General features: G+C 51.3%; 15 protein-coding genes. 5 read left to right on the top strand and 10 right to left on the bottom strand.

Annotated features, from left to right (window positions below):
* Window positions 1-233 precede the first annotated feature (233 nt).
* Together ACFSUS_RS02960 and ACFSUS_RS02965 are read left to right on the top strand one after the other, a co-directional pair.
* Window positions 234-1,541 (top strand): sensor histidine kinase, encoded by a 1,308-nt coding sequence (locus ACFSUS_RS02960; protein ID WP_381518834.1) that lies wholly within the window; start codon window positions 234-236, stop codon window positions 1,539-1,541.
* 164 nt (window positions 1,542-1,705) lie between these two features.
* Entirely contained in the window at window positions 1,706-2,128 is a 423-nt protein-coding gene (locus ACFSUS_RS02965) for a response regulator (RefSeq protein ID WP_381518836.1), read from the top strand.
* Between the two features lie 158 nt (window positions 2,129-2,286).
* Here the strand turns inward: ACFSUS_RS02965 and ACFSUS_RS02970 are convergent, their stop codons facing one another.
* The 7 genes from ACFSUS_RS02970 to ACFSUS_RS03000 form a co-directional block, all read right to left on the bottom strand.
* The gene (locus tag ACFSUS_RS02970) at window positions 2,287-4,584 is read right to left on the bottom strand and encodes a heavy metal translocating P-type ATPase (protein WP_381518838.1); all 2,298 of its coding nucleotides are present in this window, start codon (window positions 4,582-4,584) and stop codon (window positions 2,287-2,289) included.
* Window positions 4,585-4,601: 17 nt separating this feature from the next.
* Window positions 4,602-4,808 (bottom strand): heavy-metal-associated domain-containing protein, encoded by a 207-nt coding sequence (locus ACFSUS_RS02975; RefSeq protein ID WP_381518841.1) that lies wholly within the window; start codon window positions 4,806-4,808, stop codon window positions 4,602-4,604.
* 197 nt (window positions 4,809-5,005) lie between these two features.
* The gene (locus ACFSUS_RS02980; protein ID WP_381518844.1) at window positions 5,006-6,277 is read right to left on the bottom strand and encodes a sensor histidine kinase; all 1,272 of its coding nucleotides are present in this window, start codon (window positions 6,275-6,277) and stop codon (window positions 5,006-5,008) included.
* A 27-nt stretch (window positions 6,278-6,304) separates the two neighbouring features.
* Complete coding sequence (locus tag ACFSUS_RS02985) at window positions 6,305-7,597, bottom strand: family 1 glycosylhydrolase (protein ID WP_381518847.1); 1,293 nt, start codon at window positions 7,595-7,597, stop codon at window positions 6,305-6,307.
* A gap of 10 nt (window positions 7,598-7,607) precedes the next feature.
* On the bottom strand, window positions 7,608-8,822 hold the full coding sequence (locus ACFSUS_RS02990; RefSeq protein WP_381518850.1) for a glycosyltransferase family 1 protein: 1,215 nt from the start codon (window positions 8,820-8,822) through the stop codon (window positions 7,608-7,610).
* Window positions 8,823-9,020: 198 nt separating this feature from the next.
* A complete protein-coding gene (locus ACFSUS_RS02995; RefSeq protein WP_381518853.1) occupies window positions 9,021-9,350 on the bottom strand; it encodes a hypothetical protein in 330 nt (109 codons plus the stop codon).
* Window positions 9,351-9,483: 133 nt separating this feature from the next.
* Window positions 9,484-9,882: a hypothetical protein gene (locus ACFSUS_RS03000; RefSeq protein WP_381518856.1), complete on the bottom strand. Its 399-nt coding sequence runs from the start codon at window positions 9,880-9,882 to the stop codon at window positions 9,484-9,486.
* A gap of 112 nt (window positions 9,883-9,994) precedes the next feature.
* On the opposite strand from ACFSUS_RS03000, the gene ACFSUS_RS03005 reads away from it, so the two are divergent.
* The 3 genes from ACFSUS_RS03005 to ACFSUS_RS03015 all read left to right on the top strand — a co-directional run bounded on the left by ACFSUS_RS03005 (window position 9,995) and on the right by ACFSUS_RS03015 (window position 12,777).
* Window positions 9,995-10,537, top strand: a complete 543-nt coding sequence (locus ACFSUS_RS03005) for a DUF1003 domain-containing protein (protein WP_381518859.1) — start codon at window positions 9,995-9,997, stop codon at window positions 10,535-10,537.
* A 163-nt stretch (window positions 10,538-10,700) separates the two neighbouring features.
* On the top strand, window positions 10,701-12,002 hold the full coding sequence (locus tag ACFSUS_RS03010) for a cytochrome P450 (RefSeq protein WP_381518862.1): 1,302 nt from the start codon (window positions 10,701-10,703) through the stop codon (window positions 12,000-12,002).
* Window positions 12,003-12,321: 319 nt separating this feature from the next.
* Window positions 12,322-12,777: a response regulator gene (locus ACFSUS_RS03015; protein ID WP_381518865.1), complete on the top strand. Its 456-nt coding sequence runs from the start codon at window positions 12,322-12,324 to the stop codon at window positions 12,775-12,777.
* Here ACFSUS_RS03015 and ACFSUS_RS03020 read toward each other — a convergent pair.
* The 3 genes from ACFSUS_RS03020 to ACFSUS_RS03030 all read right to left on the bottom strand — a co-directional run bounded on the left by ACFSUS_RS03020 (window position 12,774) and on the right by ACFSUS_RS03030 (window position 16,689).
* Window positions 12,774-13,592: a LytTR family transcriptional regulator DNA-binding domain-containing protein gene (locus ACFSUS_RS03020; RefSeq protein WP_381518867.1), complete on the bottom strand. Its 819-nt coding sequence runs from the start codon at window positions 13,590-13,592 to the stop codon at window positions 12,774-12,776. The genes ACFSUS_RS03015 and ACFSUS_RS03020 overlap by 4 nt on opposite strands.
* Before the next feature lie 109 nt (window positions 13,593-13,701).
* Complete coding sequence (locus tag ACFSUS_RS03025; protein ID WP_381518869.1) at window positions 13,702-14,817, bottom strand: alpha/beta fold hydrolase; 1,116 nt, start codon at window positions 14,815-14,817, stop codon at window positions 13,702-13,704.
* Between the two features lie 33 nt (window positions 14,818-14,850).
* Window positions 14,851-16,689 (bottom strand): glycoside hydrolase family 2 protein, encoded by a 1,839-nt coding sequence (locus tag ACFSUS_RS03030; protein ID WP_381518872.1) that lies wholly within the window; start codon window positions 16,687-16,689, stop codon window positions 14,851-14,853.
* Window positions 16,690-17,110 lie beyond the last annotated feature (421 nt).

The following is a 17,110-nucleotide window of genomic DNA, read 5'->3' on the forward strand; positions in this document are numbered from 1 at the left end:
GCGCGAAATCCGCTACGTTAGATCCGCCGTTACAACCTTGCGTGGCTGTGGTCAATCTAAGGCTTTCTAATCTTCGTTCGTGACACAACTCGTCCACAAGACTCTTCCTTTAACCAACCGTCAGTATATCAGACCACTATTTTAACATATAATAACTTTTTTCTGGCTAACTGGTTAATTTCTTGATTAGAACTGGTATGACCTATCCAAAACAAATTTGACCAGCTTGTTCGATGAGTCCTCCGTTTTCTGATTCGTCTGCGTCCTTAACAGCACTTGTTGCTTTTCTGGATGCCCGACGAGAAACCATTTTGAAAAATTGGCGCATGGCCTGCGCTCAGGACCCAACGTTAACTAATGCTGAAGTTCTAAGTCATATTGATTTTAATGATTCCCTGCCCACGGTCTTAACGATCCTGCAACAACGCTTAGTCGGAAAATCGGAGGAAGGAGATATAGCCCGGATAGCCATCGCTCATGGGTTGCAACGTCGCCATAAAGCGCACCTTATTATCGAGACGGTGCGGGAGTTGAACCATCTAACCCAAACTCTATATAACGAACTCACTCATTTCCAGCAATTATTTCCTGATACCGATCATAAGCTGTTTTGGCAGGTGCAGCAGCACATGACCCAAATCATGGCCGAAATCATCAATGGGAGCATTCAGATTTATGATGAGCTTCAGCGCTCAGAAGCGGCCGAGCGAGCGGCTGCGCTGCAAAAGGCGCTCGATCAAATGAGGACTCTGTCCAACGAACGGAGTGATCGGCTTAGAACCTCCATGCACGACTTAGGGAGTGGTTTTGGGATCATTAGCGGGGCCGCCAACCTGTTGAATCGAGAGGGAGCAAGTGCGCAAAATCAGGCACATTACCTGGACATGCTAAGCCGTAACTTAGGCAGCGTACAAGCGATGCTGACCAATTTAATGGACTTGTCGCGGCTGGAAGCAGGGCAAGAAACGCTTCGGATTCAACCCGTTAATGCCGCTCAGTTGCTGAAAGACATAAGCATGAGTGTGCAGCCCATAGCCCAGCAGCGAGGGTTGGTGCTTCGAGCCGAGGGCCCTAGCTCCTTACCGGTCGAAACCGACCCGATCAAACTCCAGCGAATCATTCAGAACCTGCTCCTCAACGCCTTGACGTATACCTCGGCTGGGTTTATTGAAGTCTCTTGGGCAAGACAAGACGACCAGCAATGGATGTTTCGGATTCACGATTCGGGCCCCGGTCTACCAGTTCATATCGCTACGGTGCTGACGGAACACCTCAAGCCAGTCAGTAACGCTCTTGATCCCGTAAAGCCTAAACGGCACGAACCGTCTTCGGTGGTCGCTGGGGCTATGAACGAACGAAAAGCGGTCTCGGCCCTGGATCAATCTGCAAGTAGATCAAGTAAGGGAGAAGGGATCGGTTTAACGATTGTGAAAGAGTTCAGTCAGCTGCTTCAGGCCAAGTTAGAGGTGGAAACTGCTCCAGGCCAAGGCACTTCGTTCGGCCTTTGGCTACCGATGCGTTATCGCGGAGGAGGCCATTAGCTTGTTTTACCCAGACCATTTGCAAAGAATGGTGTTTTACTTACAAATCGGCTTAATGAATTACTGATTAGTAAGCACTTTACTTCCCCTGGCTGCCCAATAGGGATATACCACTTCCAACAGCGGACCGTTCAACCGGATGTTGATCTCTTACCAGCCTCAATATGACCGCTGCTCCCTTAGTCTGTATCGTTGATGATACAGCCGATTACCGCTTCTTACTTGAGGAGCTGTTTAGCCACTACTTGCCCACCTACTCGGTACGTTTCTTTACGGATGGGCGAGATTTTTTGAATCAGCTTCCCTTCTTAAGTTCGTTACCCAATCTGGTTTTACTGGATCAGCATATGCCGATCCTGGATGGTCATGAAACCTTGCTTTTTCTCAAAGAGCAGTCCCGATACAAGAAAATCCCAGTGGTGATGATGAGTGCTGACGCTTCGGCTGAGGAAATCAATGATTGTTTTGAAACGGGTGTCAATTCATTCCTGAGAAAACCAACCGATTTTACTCTTTTGAAAGAGCAGCTCGGCCTTACTTGTCGATACTGGTTAGAATTTAACCTGAAACAGGTTGAAGGGGTATAAACTTGAGCAAGCTAAGTTCCAGGAGAAACGTTATGCGCCACCTCGTTCACTGTTCAGGATGAATAGGCTTATTGAAATCGGCTAACTCATGTTGCTAATGCATGAATAAAGCTTGACCGCTCCCGGCGGACCGGTTGTTTTGACTACATACGTAACTGTTAAAGTTTTACTCCTTTCAGCCGCAGACTATTGCTAACAACCGATACAGAGCTTAGCGCCATAGCGGCTCCGGCCAGCATTGGGTTAAGCAAAAAGCCAAAAGACGGATAAAGAATTCCGGCGGCAATGGGAATACCAATAATATTGTAGATGAACGCCCAGAACAGATTTTGCCGGATGGTTTGCACCGTTTTCCGGGACAACTGTAATGCCTTCGGTATGCTGTTTAGATCTGACGTAATGAGCGTCATTTTGGCAACGTCCATGGCAATATCGGAGCCTTTTCCCATAGCAACACTGACATCTGCCTGGGCCAACGCCTGCGAATCATTGATGCCGTCGCCTACCATAGCCACTACATAACCCTTTGTCTGCAATGCTTTGACAAAGTCGGCTTTGGTAGCGGGCATAACTTCGGCCCTGTAGTGTTTGATGCCTACCTGTTCGGCTACGGCAGCTGCGGTTTGCGCATTATCACCCGTGAGCATATATACGGCAATACCTCGCCCCTGAAGGGTGTTAATAGCCTGTTTTGCAGTGGCTTTAACAGGGTCAGCAATGGCAACAATAGCGAGCACTTGCTGATCTTTGGCGAAGAAGATGACCGTTTTAGCCTCTTCCTGCCACTGATTAGCTTGCCGACTCAGCTCGTCGCCGACTGGAACGGAGTGATCCTGCAACAGCTTTTGATTGCCAACGTAATACTCTTCTCGTTGGTAACGCGCGCTCACCCCCCTACCCGTTACACTCTCGAAGCCGTCCAGCGTAATAGCCATCCTGTCACTACTGCTTATATAGCGCGTTATGGCTTCGGCCAAAGGGTGCTCCGATTGGGCCTCCATAGCGTAAAGCACGGCTTCGGGTAAGGAACGCTCATCCGCAGGAACTGTCCACAAGCAATCAGTGACTACAGGCTTGCCTTCGGTGATAGTCCCTGTTTTATCGAGTACCAGCGCATTGACTTTATAGCCTAATTCCAGGCTCTCGGCGTCTTTAATGAGCAAATTATTTTCGGCGCCCTTACCCACACCAACCATAATGGCAGTGGGCGTGGCCAACCCCAATGCACAGGGACAGGCAATGACCAATACCGTAACAGACGTCAATAGCGCCGTAGTAAGCGCGTCTTCGCCCCCAAATGTCATCCAGGTAATGAATGTTAAAACGGCTATGCCAATAACAATTGGCACAAAGACACCCGCAATTTTATCGACCAGGCGCTGCACGGGGGCTTTACTACCCTGGGCGTCCTGCACCATCCGGATAATCTGCGCCAGAATGGTGTCGCCACCCACACTCTGCGCCCGAAATCGAAAACTTCCTCGTTGGTTAATGGTCCCGGCAAACACCGGAGCACCTATCTGTTTCTCTACTGGAATCGGCTCTCCGGTAATCATACTTTCATCGACGTATGACGCTCCGGCTTCAACCATCCCATCCACCGGTATTTTTTCGCCCGGCCTCACCAGCAGCAACTGCCCCACCTGCACGGCCGTAATGGGGATCTCCCGTTCCGATTCCCCTTCGATCACCCAAACGGTCTTGGGTTGTAAGCCAATCAGTTTTCTAATGGCCGAAGACGTATTCGACTTTGCCCGCTCTTCGAGCAGCTTACCAAGCAAAATAAAAGCAATGACGACCGAAGCCGCTTCAAAATAAACGTGCGGGCCGCGTTCGGTTGAGTGCAAACCACGCTGGTGCCAGAATTCCGGGTATATCGTATTGAACGCGCTAAACAGAAACGCAATACCTGTGCTTAAGGCAACCAGCGTATCCATGTTGGCCTTACCATGGCGGGCCTGTTTCCAGGCATTCGTGAAGAACGACCGCCCCAAACCAAGCACAACAGGCGCTGATAAGGCCATCATGATCTCATTGGCGTAGGGGATCGGCCCACCGTTTGAGTCCATGAAGAACATGCCGATCACCACAACGGGTAGCGACAAAGCAAACGCCCAAATGGTGCGCTGGCGGATGGTTTTGTAGTGACGCTGCTGGGCTTCTTCCTGCACCTGCCGGGGATCTTCGGCGTCGATAACAATGTCGTACCCCACGGAGCGGATCGCGTTTTGCAGCGCTTCAGGCGTCACGGCGGCCGGGTCGAACTGCACCCAGGCGGATTGATTAGCGTAGTTAACCCCCGCATCAATAACACCGGGGGTGCTTTTTAGGGTCGATTCGACGCTAACAGCGCAGGCAGCACACGACATCTCCAGCACTGGATACGTTCGCCGGATACCGGCCGAGGGCTTGGCTTTAGCTGATCTTTCAGGAGAAATGGTTGTGTTGGTAGCCATAATTACACGGTAGCTACTTAACTCAATGGCTCGGCTTTGTAACCGGCTTTTTCAATGGCCTGCTTCACTTTGGTAGCTTCAGCAGCGTCGGCGGTCAGAACCTTATCAGGGTTCTGAATATCTACCTGCCAGTGGCCTTCGCCAACGGCTTCGTTGAGAAAAGGCGTCACCGTAGCGACGCAGGCACCACACTTAATATTGGTTTTGAATTTTACAGTTTCCATGGCGTTTACTGGTTTATTCGTCGGTTATGTACAATAGCGGTACGACCAACATTGCGGACTAATAACACAGCAAAGGTCGCAATGGTGCTTGAGGTCTGCGTTACAGAATTGCAGCAGAGACGTACAACATTATCTGGAAGGGTACCCCGAAAACGGCTAAAGTCGAAGCTTTCGGGCCAATGGTTAGGAAAGCGGGGTTACTTAAAGTGAATCGGAAATCGAACCCGGATGAGGGTTCCCTGCGGTGATGTTTCTACATCGAGGTTAGCTTCGAGTAGTTCACAAAGCCGCTTAACGATATGCAGGCCGATGCCTTCTCCGTGCCCCTGCGATTCATTCGATTTTTTGGTATGAGCGGGGGCTTCCTCAATCGGAGGCTCTTCCAGCGGCTTGGCTTCATAAACAGATGACGCTTCTGTAGATGGGCTTAGCTTACCGGCAATTGCCTCTACAACCTCCCCGGGCAAGCCAGGACCCGAATCCTGCACGCTGACCGTCCAGCGATAATCGTCTTCCTTCCCCCACGAAACCGATACAACGCCCGATTGAGTGTACAATAAAGCGTTCATTAACAGGTTCTGAACAATACGCCGAACTTTAAGCCCATCACTTTCTACGATAAGCTCCTCAACCCCATCGCCCATAAGCGTTAGCCCCCGGTCGGCCGCTATTGGTTCGGCGCTTTGGGTCAGTTCACGAAGTAATTCGGCAACGTTGAAACGACTAATGTCGGGGTTTTCCTGACCAGCATCGAGCCGGGCGAGGCTCATCAGGTTCTGTAGCATTACCTGAACGTTTGTCAGGTTGCGGTTCAGCATGTCTATCAGACGAGTACGTTCTTGAGGCTTCTGGTTTTCCAGATCGAGCATAAACGCTGCTCCTTGAATGATGCCCAAACTACTCCGCAAATCGTGACTGGATGTCCGCAGCATATCGGTTCGTTGGCGTGCCAGTTCGTTAACGCTATCCAACGCTTCCTGAAGCGTATTAGCCCGAGCCGTTGCCGACGCCCGCTCTAACTCGTCGTATCGGGCAACGCTGCCTTCAATAATGTCTTCGTTTAATTCGGCAAACGCATGATAGGCTTTGTATATTAGTTTCGGATCAGCAGCCGGATACAATTCTTCATACGTTTGAAGCTCACCGGAAAGAACGCCCCGCAGGTGTTTAACTTCTCGTATTAGCTGCCGGAGTGTATAGCCCTTATGCCAGCGATGCAGCCCGTGTTCACTGGCCAACAGCAACGGCTCGGTTTTTTCCGGTTCATTACGCAGCCGTTGGGTGAGCCCATTAAGAATGGTCGGTATCATGTCGTTAAACTCCTCGCGCGACAGCATAGGCAACGTGCGGAGCATCGAGTCCTGCTCGCAGGCCACCCGCCAAGTATCGAGTATAGCCTCTCGTCGGGCAAATAAGTAGGTAGCCAGATCTGGCTCCAACGGAATTGACGACGACGAAGCTTGTGTCATGAGTTAAACTGTCTCGTTTCTACGGCACTACTGCGAAACCAGTTCTGAGAGCTGCCACCAGCCTGGTCCCTCGGGTACCAGTTCGTGAGGATTATTGCCGGTTGCTAACCGTCCAACCAGTTCAGCCAGCTCGGTGGGACGTAGCTCGCCCGTGCTCACATCAAAAGCACCCGGTTCATATACGCCTTCTTGCCGCGTTAGCAGGCAATGCCAGTCATAAGAGCCCAGTAAGGCCCAGGCCGTTACGGCGCGTATATCGGCCCCAGCCGCTTTAGCCTGTTCAGCTTCTTGCCACATGTCCCACAGCCAACGCATTTGTTCATCGACAGTACAACCAAGGTGCGCTTCGGTAACGGCGATGGGCAGCTTGTAGCGCTCCCAGGTTTGCAGTAAGAGTCCGGCCAGGCCAACGCGCTGATCGGGCGCGGCCCGTACTACCTCTGTATCGACGTAACGGTGCCGGGTATTGCCACAGTGCAGGTGCGGTGGATAGTCTACCAGGTTCTCATCGAGATACCGCTCGCTGGTGATGTAATGATTGACTCCAATGATAGACGGCGGACACGGGTTTTCGACCAGGAACCATAGGTCTTTTTCGGGAATTCCAACTCGCCGGAAGTACGTCCAGAAGGGGTGCTCAGGCCCTACCCAGCCGCAAAGCAAATCCCAGGTTAACCACCGACGTCCATTTTCCCAGTCGGCCTGATACGACAATAAGGGCGTGCTATGCGTCTGCCCCAAGTCGTCGGTTTGTATCAGTTGAGCATCGGGTTGAACGAGCCGGATTTGCTGCATAGCTTTAACTGTGGCCCGGCACTCCCGCAATAAAATCTCGGCAAAGGCCCGATCCGACTGCGTATGCGGATACCAGAATCCATACAGGCCTGAAAACCGGGCGGTTGTTAAGGGTTCATTAACGGGTGTATAGGCCATAACCCACGGATACCGCTCAGCTACCTGGCGGGCATATTTCGGTAGTTCTTCCTCAAACGAAGCCGTATCGAAAGAAGCATAGTCTGGACCACAACCGTGATGCACCAGGCCTAAGATGGGATCGATCTGCAGCTCGCGGAGCCGGGCTAACCGCTCGTCGGCCCACCGCCAATCGGGTTCACCTGACTGATTCGGCTTGGTACGTTCCCAAATCATGGGGTAGCGCAAGGTCCGCAACCCAAGGTCAGCCAGCGCGGTCAGATCGTCGAAACGGTGATGGTGCCCATTACGTAGCAACTGATCCTGGTACCGATCGCCTACCCGATTAACGGTGCATTCGATTCCACCCCATAAGGCCATCGGTGTGGTTGTAGTGCTTATGTCCATACGTACCTATTTACTGTTCAGCAACAACGGACAGTTGAGATTGCATGATCCGTTGCATAGTAACCCACGTATTGTCCCAGGTGTTTTCTCGCAGGTACGCATCCACCATAGTCCAGTCGGTAGGGCAATTCGACAATTGTTTATCGAGCGCCTGCTCAAATGGGTACACAGAATCGGCAATAAGCACATGAGGCATGCTCCCATACGTTCTGATGACATCCCGAATTGGTGTCGACACCACGGGCAAACCAGCCGCTAAATATTCCGGTGTTTTGGTTGGGCTGATGTAACGCGTAGCATCATTGATCGCAAAGGGCATGATGGCGGCATTCCAGTTTCCGAAGTATGAGGGCAGCTCTTCATACGATTTCATGCCCAGATAATGCAGGTTTGGCCCCTGCGGCAAGGTGGCCGGGTCAATCTTAACCACGGGGCCTAACAGAACGAATTGCCAGTCGGGCCGACGTTCGGCCAGGCCTCGGAGCAAATCAAGGTTCAACCGTTCGTCGATAACCCCACAAAAGCCAATACGAGGCCCCTCAATGTGACTCATGTCGGCAGGGTCGGCCAATGCTTGTCGTGATTCCGCAAAATGCACGTGGTCGATACTGCTCGGGAAAGCAAACACCCTCGGATGCTTAGCCTGCTTGGCTTCGTATAAGCTGATTCCACCCGTGAAAACAACATCAGCCTGTTTCAATAAACTCTTTTCTTGTGCGATTAAGCTTGGCGGAGCGCCGTGAAAAGCCGATAGCTCGTCCATGCAATCATACACGGTTAACCGAGGGCGCAGGTGGTTGCTGAAGGCCAGGGCCATTGGCGTATAATACCAGGCAATGAACTCATTAATGTTTTGCTGCTTAAGTAATTGATCGACCAACTCCCGCTGGCATTGTATGGTCTCCTCGGGGTTTGTGCCGTGCGCCAGGTGAGGCACTACTACCGACAGCGTATCGGTAACATGGCACACGTCTAAGCGGCACTCATCACCGTACATGGGTTCTTCAACGAACCAGATATGCCATTGGCGGCTAGCCCGCGAAAGCAGGTGTTGAGGACGCTGGTAAACAAACTTCCAGCGCAAGTGGGAAAAGCAAACCAAATGCTCTACGGATGCAGCAGCACGGGTTGCTATTGATTGTATTTTCTGATCACTAAGACGATTAGACGTAAGTAGCGGTTGCTGCGTTGAAGTAGTACTGTGAGTCGATTCTAAATAATTCATGCGAGTTTAATTAGTCGGTTAGAAATACAGAGAGCCGTTAACGCTGGCAAACTCCTATTTTTCAGTCGATCATATAGACTATATAGCATAACTAACTCGCGACCCTTTTTGTAAGTTGGTTACCCCTAAATGAAGTTAGGCAACGGCACCCCTATGATGTCGCTGCCTAACAAGGGCTTTCATTATCGTACGTGGTTATTAAACTTCGCTGCTCTCTCCGTGTAAGGCCGCATTCCGGTCAGTTAATGACTGACCAAGATCAGCGGATAACGTTTCCTGGGGCTGATCGGTGACCCTTTCGCTCCGTTTAGTTTTTGCATTATAACGTTGCCCTTCAACGTCAAGCGCCACAAACCCATCGTCTGTCAGATAAGGTTGCGCATCCCGTAGCTGGGTTTTCTTATGTCGCTTTTTCTTACGTGCTGTAGTTGCCGGTAGATACTCAGCCGGTTTCGTGAAATAGGTTAACAACCCAGAGGCAATCAGGAGTCCAGCCAAGGCCAGAACAAGTTTTAGTGCTTCATTCATTATAGTGATGTTTTGTTGAGTCGATTACTTATAAAACACAATAACGAAAAAACCCGTTTACTATAGACCCAGGTAATCAAGTATTGAGGTAACGGCTTAAGTGACCATATGAAACAGGCCTTTGCTGATTACATCAGGCAAACTCCTCCCAGTCAATCAGGGCCAAGTAAGGATTCAGCTCGTTAACGTTCCTGAAGGGGTGCAGGTATTTCAATGTCCACTCTTTGTCCCAGCTGGCTTCGACATAAAACGCCCCCAGACTGTATAATACCGCGTGGTGCTTGCCCATCATGACTCGCCACATCAGCGGAACTCCTTCTTTCAGCAAAAGAGCGCTCTGAATACCTCTTGGTAACTGGCAGTACTCCGAAAGTGACAGGGTCATGCGAATAGTCTTTGGCTGAATCTTCAGGAAGCAATCACGGCCTATAATATACGTAACGTTACTAATCAGTACAGGAGTATTTATGCTATACTGCTCGTGCATTAGCCTAACTCCCAAACCAAGCACCGTATGACGAAATCTTCCCATAAATGAGGATTCGGTCCCTCTCATAGCCAAGGCCGTTGCCTTATTTCTTACGGCTTTACGTTACCGCTCTATTTTGTACTAGGTTGGCTAGGAGTACCTGTACAACCGAACTATGAAACTGGATAACGACCATTCTGATCAAGAGTCATCAACAAACATGGCTCAGATCGTTGAACGGAATATAAAAGCTCTTCTCGAGCGTCGACTAGCCGAACAGGCCCGAAAGAGCTGGCAGGATGAGCTGGCCGATTCAATTACCCGATTTGCCGGTAGCCTGAACTTTGTGCTGGTTCACTTGCTTCTGTATGGCACCTGGATTATCTGGAACCTGGGCTGGCTGGGGCTCAGGCCCTTCGACCCCTCGTTTGTGGTGTTGGCGATGGCGGCTTCGGTAGAGGCTATTTTTCTGTCGACGTTTGTGCTCATCAGCCAGAACCGCATGGCTGTATTGGCCGACAAGCGCGCCGATTTAGACTTACAAGTCAGTTTACTGGCCGAGCATGAGATTACCCGGCTGGTGATTCTGGTTACGGAGATGGCCAAGAAAATGGACGTTCAGGAAGCCCATGACCCGGAGATTTCTGAACTGGCCAACGATGTGCATCCCGAACGGGTACTCGACGTACTCGAAAAGCACGAACAGTCTTTAAAATAAGGAAGCCTCCTGCGTCTCATCCCAGGAAAATGAATCTTGCTGACCTCAAGTTGACGGGACCGTTTGCTCACTAAGCCCTACAAAAATACTTAACCTACGTTGAAGGTAGGTAATTCAGCATTAACGTACATACAGGACAGGACATCGCTCAAGCTTAACAGACATGGTATCAATACCTCGCGAAAATGCGTTCGATAGCTCGTTGGCCGTCCTCAAAGACGGCTTCACCTTTATTCAGAAGCGCTGCCAACGCCACGGCTCCGACATCTTCCAAACCCGGTTGATGTTTCAGAACACAATCTGCATAAGTGGTGAAGAGGCTGTTCGGCTGTTCTACGACCCCGAGCGATTTGTGCGCAAAGGGGCCATTCCGAAACCGATACAAAAGACGCTGCTGGGCCAACGAAGCATCATGACGCTCGACGATGGTCAGCACCGTCGTCGGAAAGAAATGTTCATGTCACTCATGGGACCTACCAGCATTCAGACGCTGATGGATAACATGGCCACCGAGTGGCAGGCCGCGATCAGTCGGTGGCAGCAGCGGAACCAGGTGGTTTTTTTTGAGGAGGTGCAGGAAATCTTGTTCAGGGGCGTCTGTGCCTGGGCGGGTGTCCCCCTGGACGCAACGGAAGTTCACCGGCGAACCCGGCATTTTGCCGCCATGGTTGATGCATTTGGTGCCGTTGGCCCGCGCCATCTGCGCGGCCGTTGGGGACGGCAACAAAGTGAATCGTGGATGCAAGGTATTATTGAGCAAGTACGTAGTGGCCAGCTGACTGCGCCCGACGGAACACCCCTTGACACACTGGCCGTTTACCAGGAAGCGGACGGTCAGCCGCTCCCCGCCCGAATGGCAGCCATTGAGTTAATAAACCTGATTCGCCCTACCGTGGCTATTTCCTGGTACATCACCTTTGCTGCCCTGGCCTTGCACGAACACCCCGACTGGCGAAAACGACTTCAGACGGGCAACGGAGAAGAACTGGACTGGTTCGTTGACGAGGTCCGCCGGTTCTACCCATTTGCCCCATTTACGGGTGCCCGCGTACGTTCGGAGTTTAGTTGGAAAGGCTATTTATTTCCGAAAGCAACGCTGGTACTGCTGGACATTTATGGCACCAACCATGACCCCAGACTTTGGGAACAACCCGACGAGTTCCGGCCCGAACGGTTCCAAAACTGGCAGGGAAACCGGTTCCGATTAATTCCTCAGGGCGGTGGCGATTACCTCACCGGACACCGGTGCGCGGGCGAGTGGATCACGATTGAAGCAACCAAGGTAGCCCTGCGGTATCTGACTGGCGCTATGGAATACAATGTTCCCGAGCAGGACTTTCACTACAGCCTCTCGCGGATGCCGACTATGCCCAAAAGCCGTTTCATCATTCGTCAGGTACAACCCATAGCGACTTCCTTCCCAAAGGAAAGTGTACCCGTAAGGCCTTTGGTGTTAGACACGTAATTGGTTTTACTCTCAAGCTATTAACCCGGCGCGGTACTATACAAAATGCAATTGGTGCCCCACCCAAATCAACGGCCAAGTGGCCCGCGTTGCCCGGCGGTTTCCGCAGGTGCGTAGTTAAGGAGGTGTGGTCATTGATTGTCATTACGTGGTCATAAGCCTTTTATCAACATTTGGCAATAAGTGACATTACATAGGCTAATATTACAGTTCTCGTGCTTCTATGGGCTGCTTCCCAACAGTTCTATTCTTTTAAAACGGATCATTTACCGAGTTATCCTACATCATAACGCTTTCACATCAACCGCCTTGTATAGCTATGAACCGGCATAAACAACCCATCCGACTACTCGTCGTTGACGATCAGGATGACCAATGGCATCTGATAGAATGGGCATTCAGACAGGGCTTACCAACCGCTCACATCACCCGGGTTACCACCCACAGTGAGGCCGTTAGCTATTTAACGGATTGCCTGGCGCAGGGCTGGAATTTTCCTGACTTGGTTCTGCTGGACCTGTACATGCCCAAGCGGCAGGATGGATGGCAAACCCTAGAAGCCATTCGTACCTTACCTGTTCCGCTGGATCGCATTCCAGTCGTGATGCTAAGCAGTTCCGATGAACCAGACGACATCCGCGAAGCCTATGAGCATGGCTGTTCATCGTACATGATAAAGCCCACAACCCAGCTCGAATGGCTGAATTATTTTCAGGCTTTACAAACCTACTGGTGGGACACGGTGTCTGCACCGCCTATGTCACACCTGATTTAAACGCTCACTAACGTACTAGGTCTGGGTAGAGGTAATGCGGTTACAGAGAGCCAATAGCGGGCTAGCTGAGTAACTTTCTGCACAAATAGGGTGTGCTGTCCAGCCGCGTGCTGGCTTCCTTTTTCTGGGTACGCAATAGGCACAACCGAATTTGCTTTTCTGGCATATGCTTTCTCGATGATATCATTAGCGTTCTCGGTTACCAGCAGCAGGGTTGGAATGAAGGCCGTTCGCGGCTCTACTTTCAGCCGTTGCAGCGTCGAGAGTCGTTCGCCAGGGTCAGTACTCGCGTCGAGCAGAATCAGCACCGGCAATTCGTTGTCGGGCAAAATCCGGATCAGTTCGGGCAGCGGCACCTTTGGTTTAACCGTATGCACTAAACAGTCAGGACACTGTTTTTCCAGCGTTTCTTGAAAGAGTAGCGCTTTTGTCTGCTCGTTCGTCTGGAATATGATGGAACGATACTCCGATTCGGCAACAGCGACTGGTTGTTGGTTCTCCTCAGCGGCCAATAGCTGTTGCACAACGTCGTCCCACCGACGTCGTCCCACGGGCAGCTCAATGTTACCCTGCATCCGGATGGTTCCGGCCATTCGGCGCCGGGGTGGTTCCTGCCAATCCCGAACGTATTGTGGATTGACCAGGGCCGTTTTATGAACGCGCAGGAAACCGGGCAGATGGCGCTCAAAATAACTAAGCGATTTGCTAACCAGTTGCCGCCGACCATCCCTAAAATTCAACCAGGTATAGTTATTAGCACCCGTCATGTACGTAATTAAGACTGGGTACTGAATGGTTTCACGAATAAGTCCCATAAGCCAAGTAAGTATGGTCAGGTATTGTCAGAACTTGTTACAAAGCGTAAGCTTATAATCAGTAACATCCCCTGACCACACTTGACAACAGCTGACCATAAATGACTGCCTACTTTGCGGGTTGCTTAAGTGAGGAAACGGTCCGGATGGGTACCTGCCGAAGCGCGCTGTCGAGGCATTGCATGAATCTTTCAGGTTCTTCGAAAATAGGGCTATGCGCCGAGTTAACGAAGGTGAACAGCCGTTTTTGCGGGGCCTGCACTCGGTTAAAATAACGGCTAGCCACCGGATAGGGCGTCTGATAGTCGTGAATACCCTGAAACAGAAAGTAGGGAACCGATAAGGTCGGAGCTACCTTAAATAGATCAGTATCGACAACGGGTGGCCACAACCGACGTACCGTTTCCATAGCTCCGAATCCGTAATGAATTTTGTCTAGTAAGGTATACTCCGGGCAAAGCAGAATACTCCGGATAAACAACGGGTAAAAATTTGACCTATACATCCCTCCGCCGTAGTCAGCCACCAGGACCCGCTGCCAGCTCAGGTAGTCGAGCCAGGCATTGGCGGGGTAAGGGGGCCTCCCCTGCTCCCTAAGCTTCCGAACCTGACTCGTTTTTTCGTGTTGTTGAGCCTGCTGCAACACCCAGTCATACGAGATTTGCTCGGCCTCTAGCTGATTGGCAATCTGACTGATGCTGAAATACGCTCGAAACAGCTCCGGATGTTTTTTCACCAATAAAATACCCAGAAACGTTCCCCACGAGTGAGCCATCAGGAAGAGTTTAGGCTGGTGAAACCGTCGCGCCAGTAATCGGCTAACCTCAGCGGCATCGTCAACAAACGTATTTACGGTAAAGTCATTATTGAATACATCAGCACTGTACGATTTTCCGGCTCCTCGCTGCTCCCAGTTCACGACCACAAACTGCTTTTCCAGCTCATGGCCCGACAACAGCGACAGCTCCGGCAAACCCGGTCCACCGTGGAGAAACAGCAAAACAGGCTTCGTTCGGTCGTGCCCCCGGATGAGCAGCCATTGGGTCGTGCCATTGATCTGCACCGCTTCGAGCTGGGCAATGCTGTTAGGAAGGGGCTTGTTGTCGGAGCCCAGGATAGGGGACGTTTCGCCCGGGCTGTTCCAGGCGATGTACCCTACAAAGACCAACACCAGCCCAAGCACAACCAATGCCCCCCACCCTATTACCCTCCAAACACGCTTCATTAGCTAGCCGAAACTGGTTTACTCACTAAACCACTATTTATAATCACCGGAGGCCAGCAAACCAGCCGCCACCGACAACTCACCCGTGTGCGGATCGATCAGACCATTCCGTTCGTCTTCGATGTTAGTGGCCTGTGTGTACACATCGCCGGCAATGGGCCGCTTGCGCATTTCCTGCTTGAAAAGCCGGATCCGTTCCTCACGCTCTTCAGATTCCTTAGGCCCACCATAATCAGCGAAGCCAAACCCGCCCCACTCACTGACAATCAGCGGAACCTGCCGTCGGAAGAAGAACGGATCTCCCACCACCAGTGGATTTACTGCTACGTTTGCTAAATCGCCCGCAATGAGCCGATCGAGCAGTTCCCGCCACCGCTCGGGATCGGGCGTGTACAGGTGAGCCGTCATTAAATCCGATTTGAGTCGGCCTTCAAGCGAAATATGGTGCCAGCCGTCGTTGTCTACAACCAGAAACTGCGGATAGGCAAGTTGCATGAAATGATACATGTCAATAATGTACTGACGCGTATCGGCATTGGTGGCAATGTCCTGAGCGCCCCAATCTTCGTTATACAGGCTCCAGATCACCACTGATGGGTGTGTACCAATCAGCGATACCATGCGTAACAGCTCGGCCCGGTGGTTCTCGCGACTTCGGGGAGTTGAGCTGTGGGGGCTGGGAACTTCAACCCAGAGCAGCAGACCTAGTTTGTCGGCCAGGTTATAAATTCGCGGATCGACACCCGCAATGTGAACACGTACCAGATTGCAGCCCAGTTGTTTCATGGCCTGCATGTGCCGCTTCATTTCTTCGTAGGTAGCCGTACCCGGCTGGTAGAGAATACCATCCAGATATACCGCCTTGTTATTGAGGTAAACGCAACACCCCCGGGCTTCGATCTTGCGCAAACCAAACTGCGTTTCAATCTGCGCGATGTAGCCGTCAGCGTCGATCAGCTGAGCGACCAGCTTGTATAAAGTGGGCGACTCCGGCGACCACAGTTCTGCGCCTGGCAACTCAATTACCACCCGCTGTTGTTTTTGACCCGCTTCGAGCAGCAACGGGAAATCGGAGGTAGCCAGTGGTGTTGAATCAATCGGCGCTTTTCGTTCAAACACCTTCAGCCGTAGTACGTAATTGCCCGGATCGTGAATACGGGTCGTTACGCTGAACCGAACCAGCTGGTCTTCTACAATGCTGACCACGCCAATGCGGGAACGCAGCCGATTCCGCTCCACCGTTTCCAGCCAGACACTACGCACCGCGCCCGTGTACGTCTGGTACCAGATGCCGCCCCGTTTATACACGTGCGACTCCTGCTTGCCGCGGGGCGTTTCGGCATCCATCGTGTCAGCAATACGTACCGTCAGTCGGTTAACCGGCCGCAGCAGCTGGTCGGCCAATTCGTACGAAAAAGATGTGTACTCGCCATAATGAATGTCCTCGCCTTCGATGGTTCGGAGCGGGTATCCGTTGAGCCAAACGCGGGTTTCGTAACCGCAGGCCCCAAACGTAAGCTGAATAGTCGATTGGGCTGTTGGTCCGCTACGTTCGGGCAAGTTGAATTCGCGCTCATACCAAACAATGACTTTATCTTGCCAGACGGCAGGATGGGGCAAGCCTTTGGCTTGGGCCATATGTTCTTCCACCGAACCGGGCCAATGAGCCGTCTGTTGATAGTTATGTCCCAGATACCATCGTTCGCGAATCCCGCAATCGTCGTTGTCGAAAGCAATTTTCCACTCACCATCGAGCAATACGTGTGAATTAGGACGCAGAACGGCCCTTGGTAACGGATTAATGGCTTCTTCAAGTTCAGTAGTTTCTTCTCTGCTTTGTGCGAAGCTGAAATTAGATTGGTGATCAAGCATAGTAAATCAAGTAGGTACTGCCGCCAAACGGTTTTACTAACGTGTACAACCCATAACTAATCGGATACCAGATGAACCCGAATTACTGCTTGAACGGTCCGCCAACTCAGCCTTTTTCCTGCTTATACGTCCCCTTGGTGGGTCTTACTTTTGACCGCTATTGAGCACGATAGTAAGTAGCCCATTGCCTTCTTGGCGTAGATGCCGAACGGTGCTATTGGGGAGAAGCGAGAAGCCTGAAGCAGCCACTAGAGTTACGTAACTCAAAAAAAAGACAATTAGAAGCTTTATAAGAGGGTTTAATCATAACGTACAGATTACCAATACTTAACAAAAAACGGATTAGGACTCCACGTTTTAACTTATTTCTCTACCCATTTTTTGGCAGTCCACTCAATCATTTTTTTCGGGTTCAGTGTCA

This window comes from Spirosoma soli (assembly GCF_042684525.1).
GTDB classification, from domain to species: Bacteria; Bacteroidota; Bacteroidia; order Cytophagales; family Spirosomataceae; genus Spirosoma; species Spirosoma soli.

Excerpts from the sequence above, each read along its gene's own strand:
- ACFSUS_RS02995 (WP_381518853.1), bottom strand. The coding sequence starts at position 9,350 with ATGAATGAAGCACTAAAACTTGTTCTGGCCTTGGCTGGACTCCTGATT.
- ACFSUS_RS03025 (WP_381518869.1), bottom strand. The coding sequence starts at position 14,817 with ATGAAGCGTGTTTGGAGGGTAATAGGGTGGGGGGCATTGGTTGTGCTT.
- ACFSUS_RS02990 (WP_381518850.1), bottom strand. The coding sequence starts at position 8,822 with ATGAATTATTTAGAATCGACTCACAGTACTACTTCAACGCAGCAACCG.
- ACFSUS_RS02980 (WP_381518844.1), bottom strand. The coding sequence starts at position 6,277 with ATGACACAAGCTTCGTCGTCGTCAATTCCGTTGGAGCCAGATCTGGCT.
- ACFSUS_RS03015 (WP_381518865.1), top strand. The coding sequence starts at position 12,322 with ATGAACCGGCATAAACAACCCATCCGACTACTCGTCGTTGACGATCAG.
- ACFSUS_RS03030 (WP_381518872.1), bottom strand. The coding sequence starts at position 16,689 with ATGCTTGATCACCAATCTAATTTCAGCTTCGCACAAAGCAGAGAAGAA.
- ACFSUS_RS02985 (WP_381518847.1), bottom strand. The coding sequence starts at position 7,597 with ATGGACATAAGCACTACAACCACACCGATGGCCTTATGGGGTGGAATC.
- ACFSUS_RS02970 (WP_381518838.1), bottom strand. The coding sequence starts at position 4,584 with ATGGCTACCAACACAACCATTTCTCCTGAAAGATCAGCTAAAGCCAAG.
- ACFSUS_RS03020 (WP_381518867.1), bottom strand. The coding sequence starts at position 13,592 with ATGGGACTTATTCGTGAAACCATTCAGTACCCAGTCTTAATTACGTAC.
- ACFSUS_RS03005 (WP_381518859.1), top strand. The coding sequence starts at position 9,995 with ATGAAACTGGATAACGACCATTCTGATCAAGAGTCATCAACAAACATG.
- ACFSUS_RS02960 (WP_381518834.1), top strand. The coding sequence starts at position 234 with ATGAGTCCTCCGTTTTCTGATTCGTCTGCGTCCTTAACAGCACTTGTT.
- ACFSUS_RS03010 (WP_381518862.1), top strand. The coding sequence starts at position 10,701 with ATGGTATCAATACCTCGCGAAAATGCGTTCGATAGCTCGTTGGCCGTC.
- ACFSUS_RS02965 (WP_381518836.1), top strand. The coding sequence starts at position 1,706 with ATGACCGCTGCTCCCTTAGTCTGTATCGTTGATGATACAGCCGATTAC.
- ACFSUS_RS02975 (WP_381518841.1), bottom strand. The coding sequence starts at position 4,808 with ATGGAAACTGTAAAATTCAAAACCAATATTAAGTGTGGTGCCTGCGTC.
- ACFSUS_RS03000 (WP_381518856.1), bottom strand. The coding sequence starts at position 9,882 with ATGGGAAGATTTCGTCATACGGTGCTTGGTTTGGGAGTTAGGCTAATG.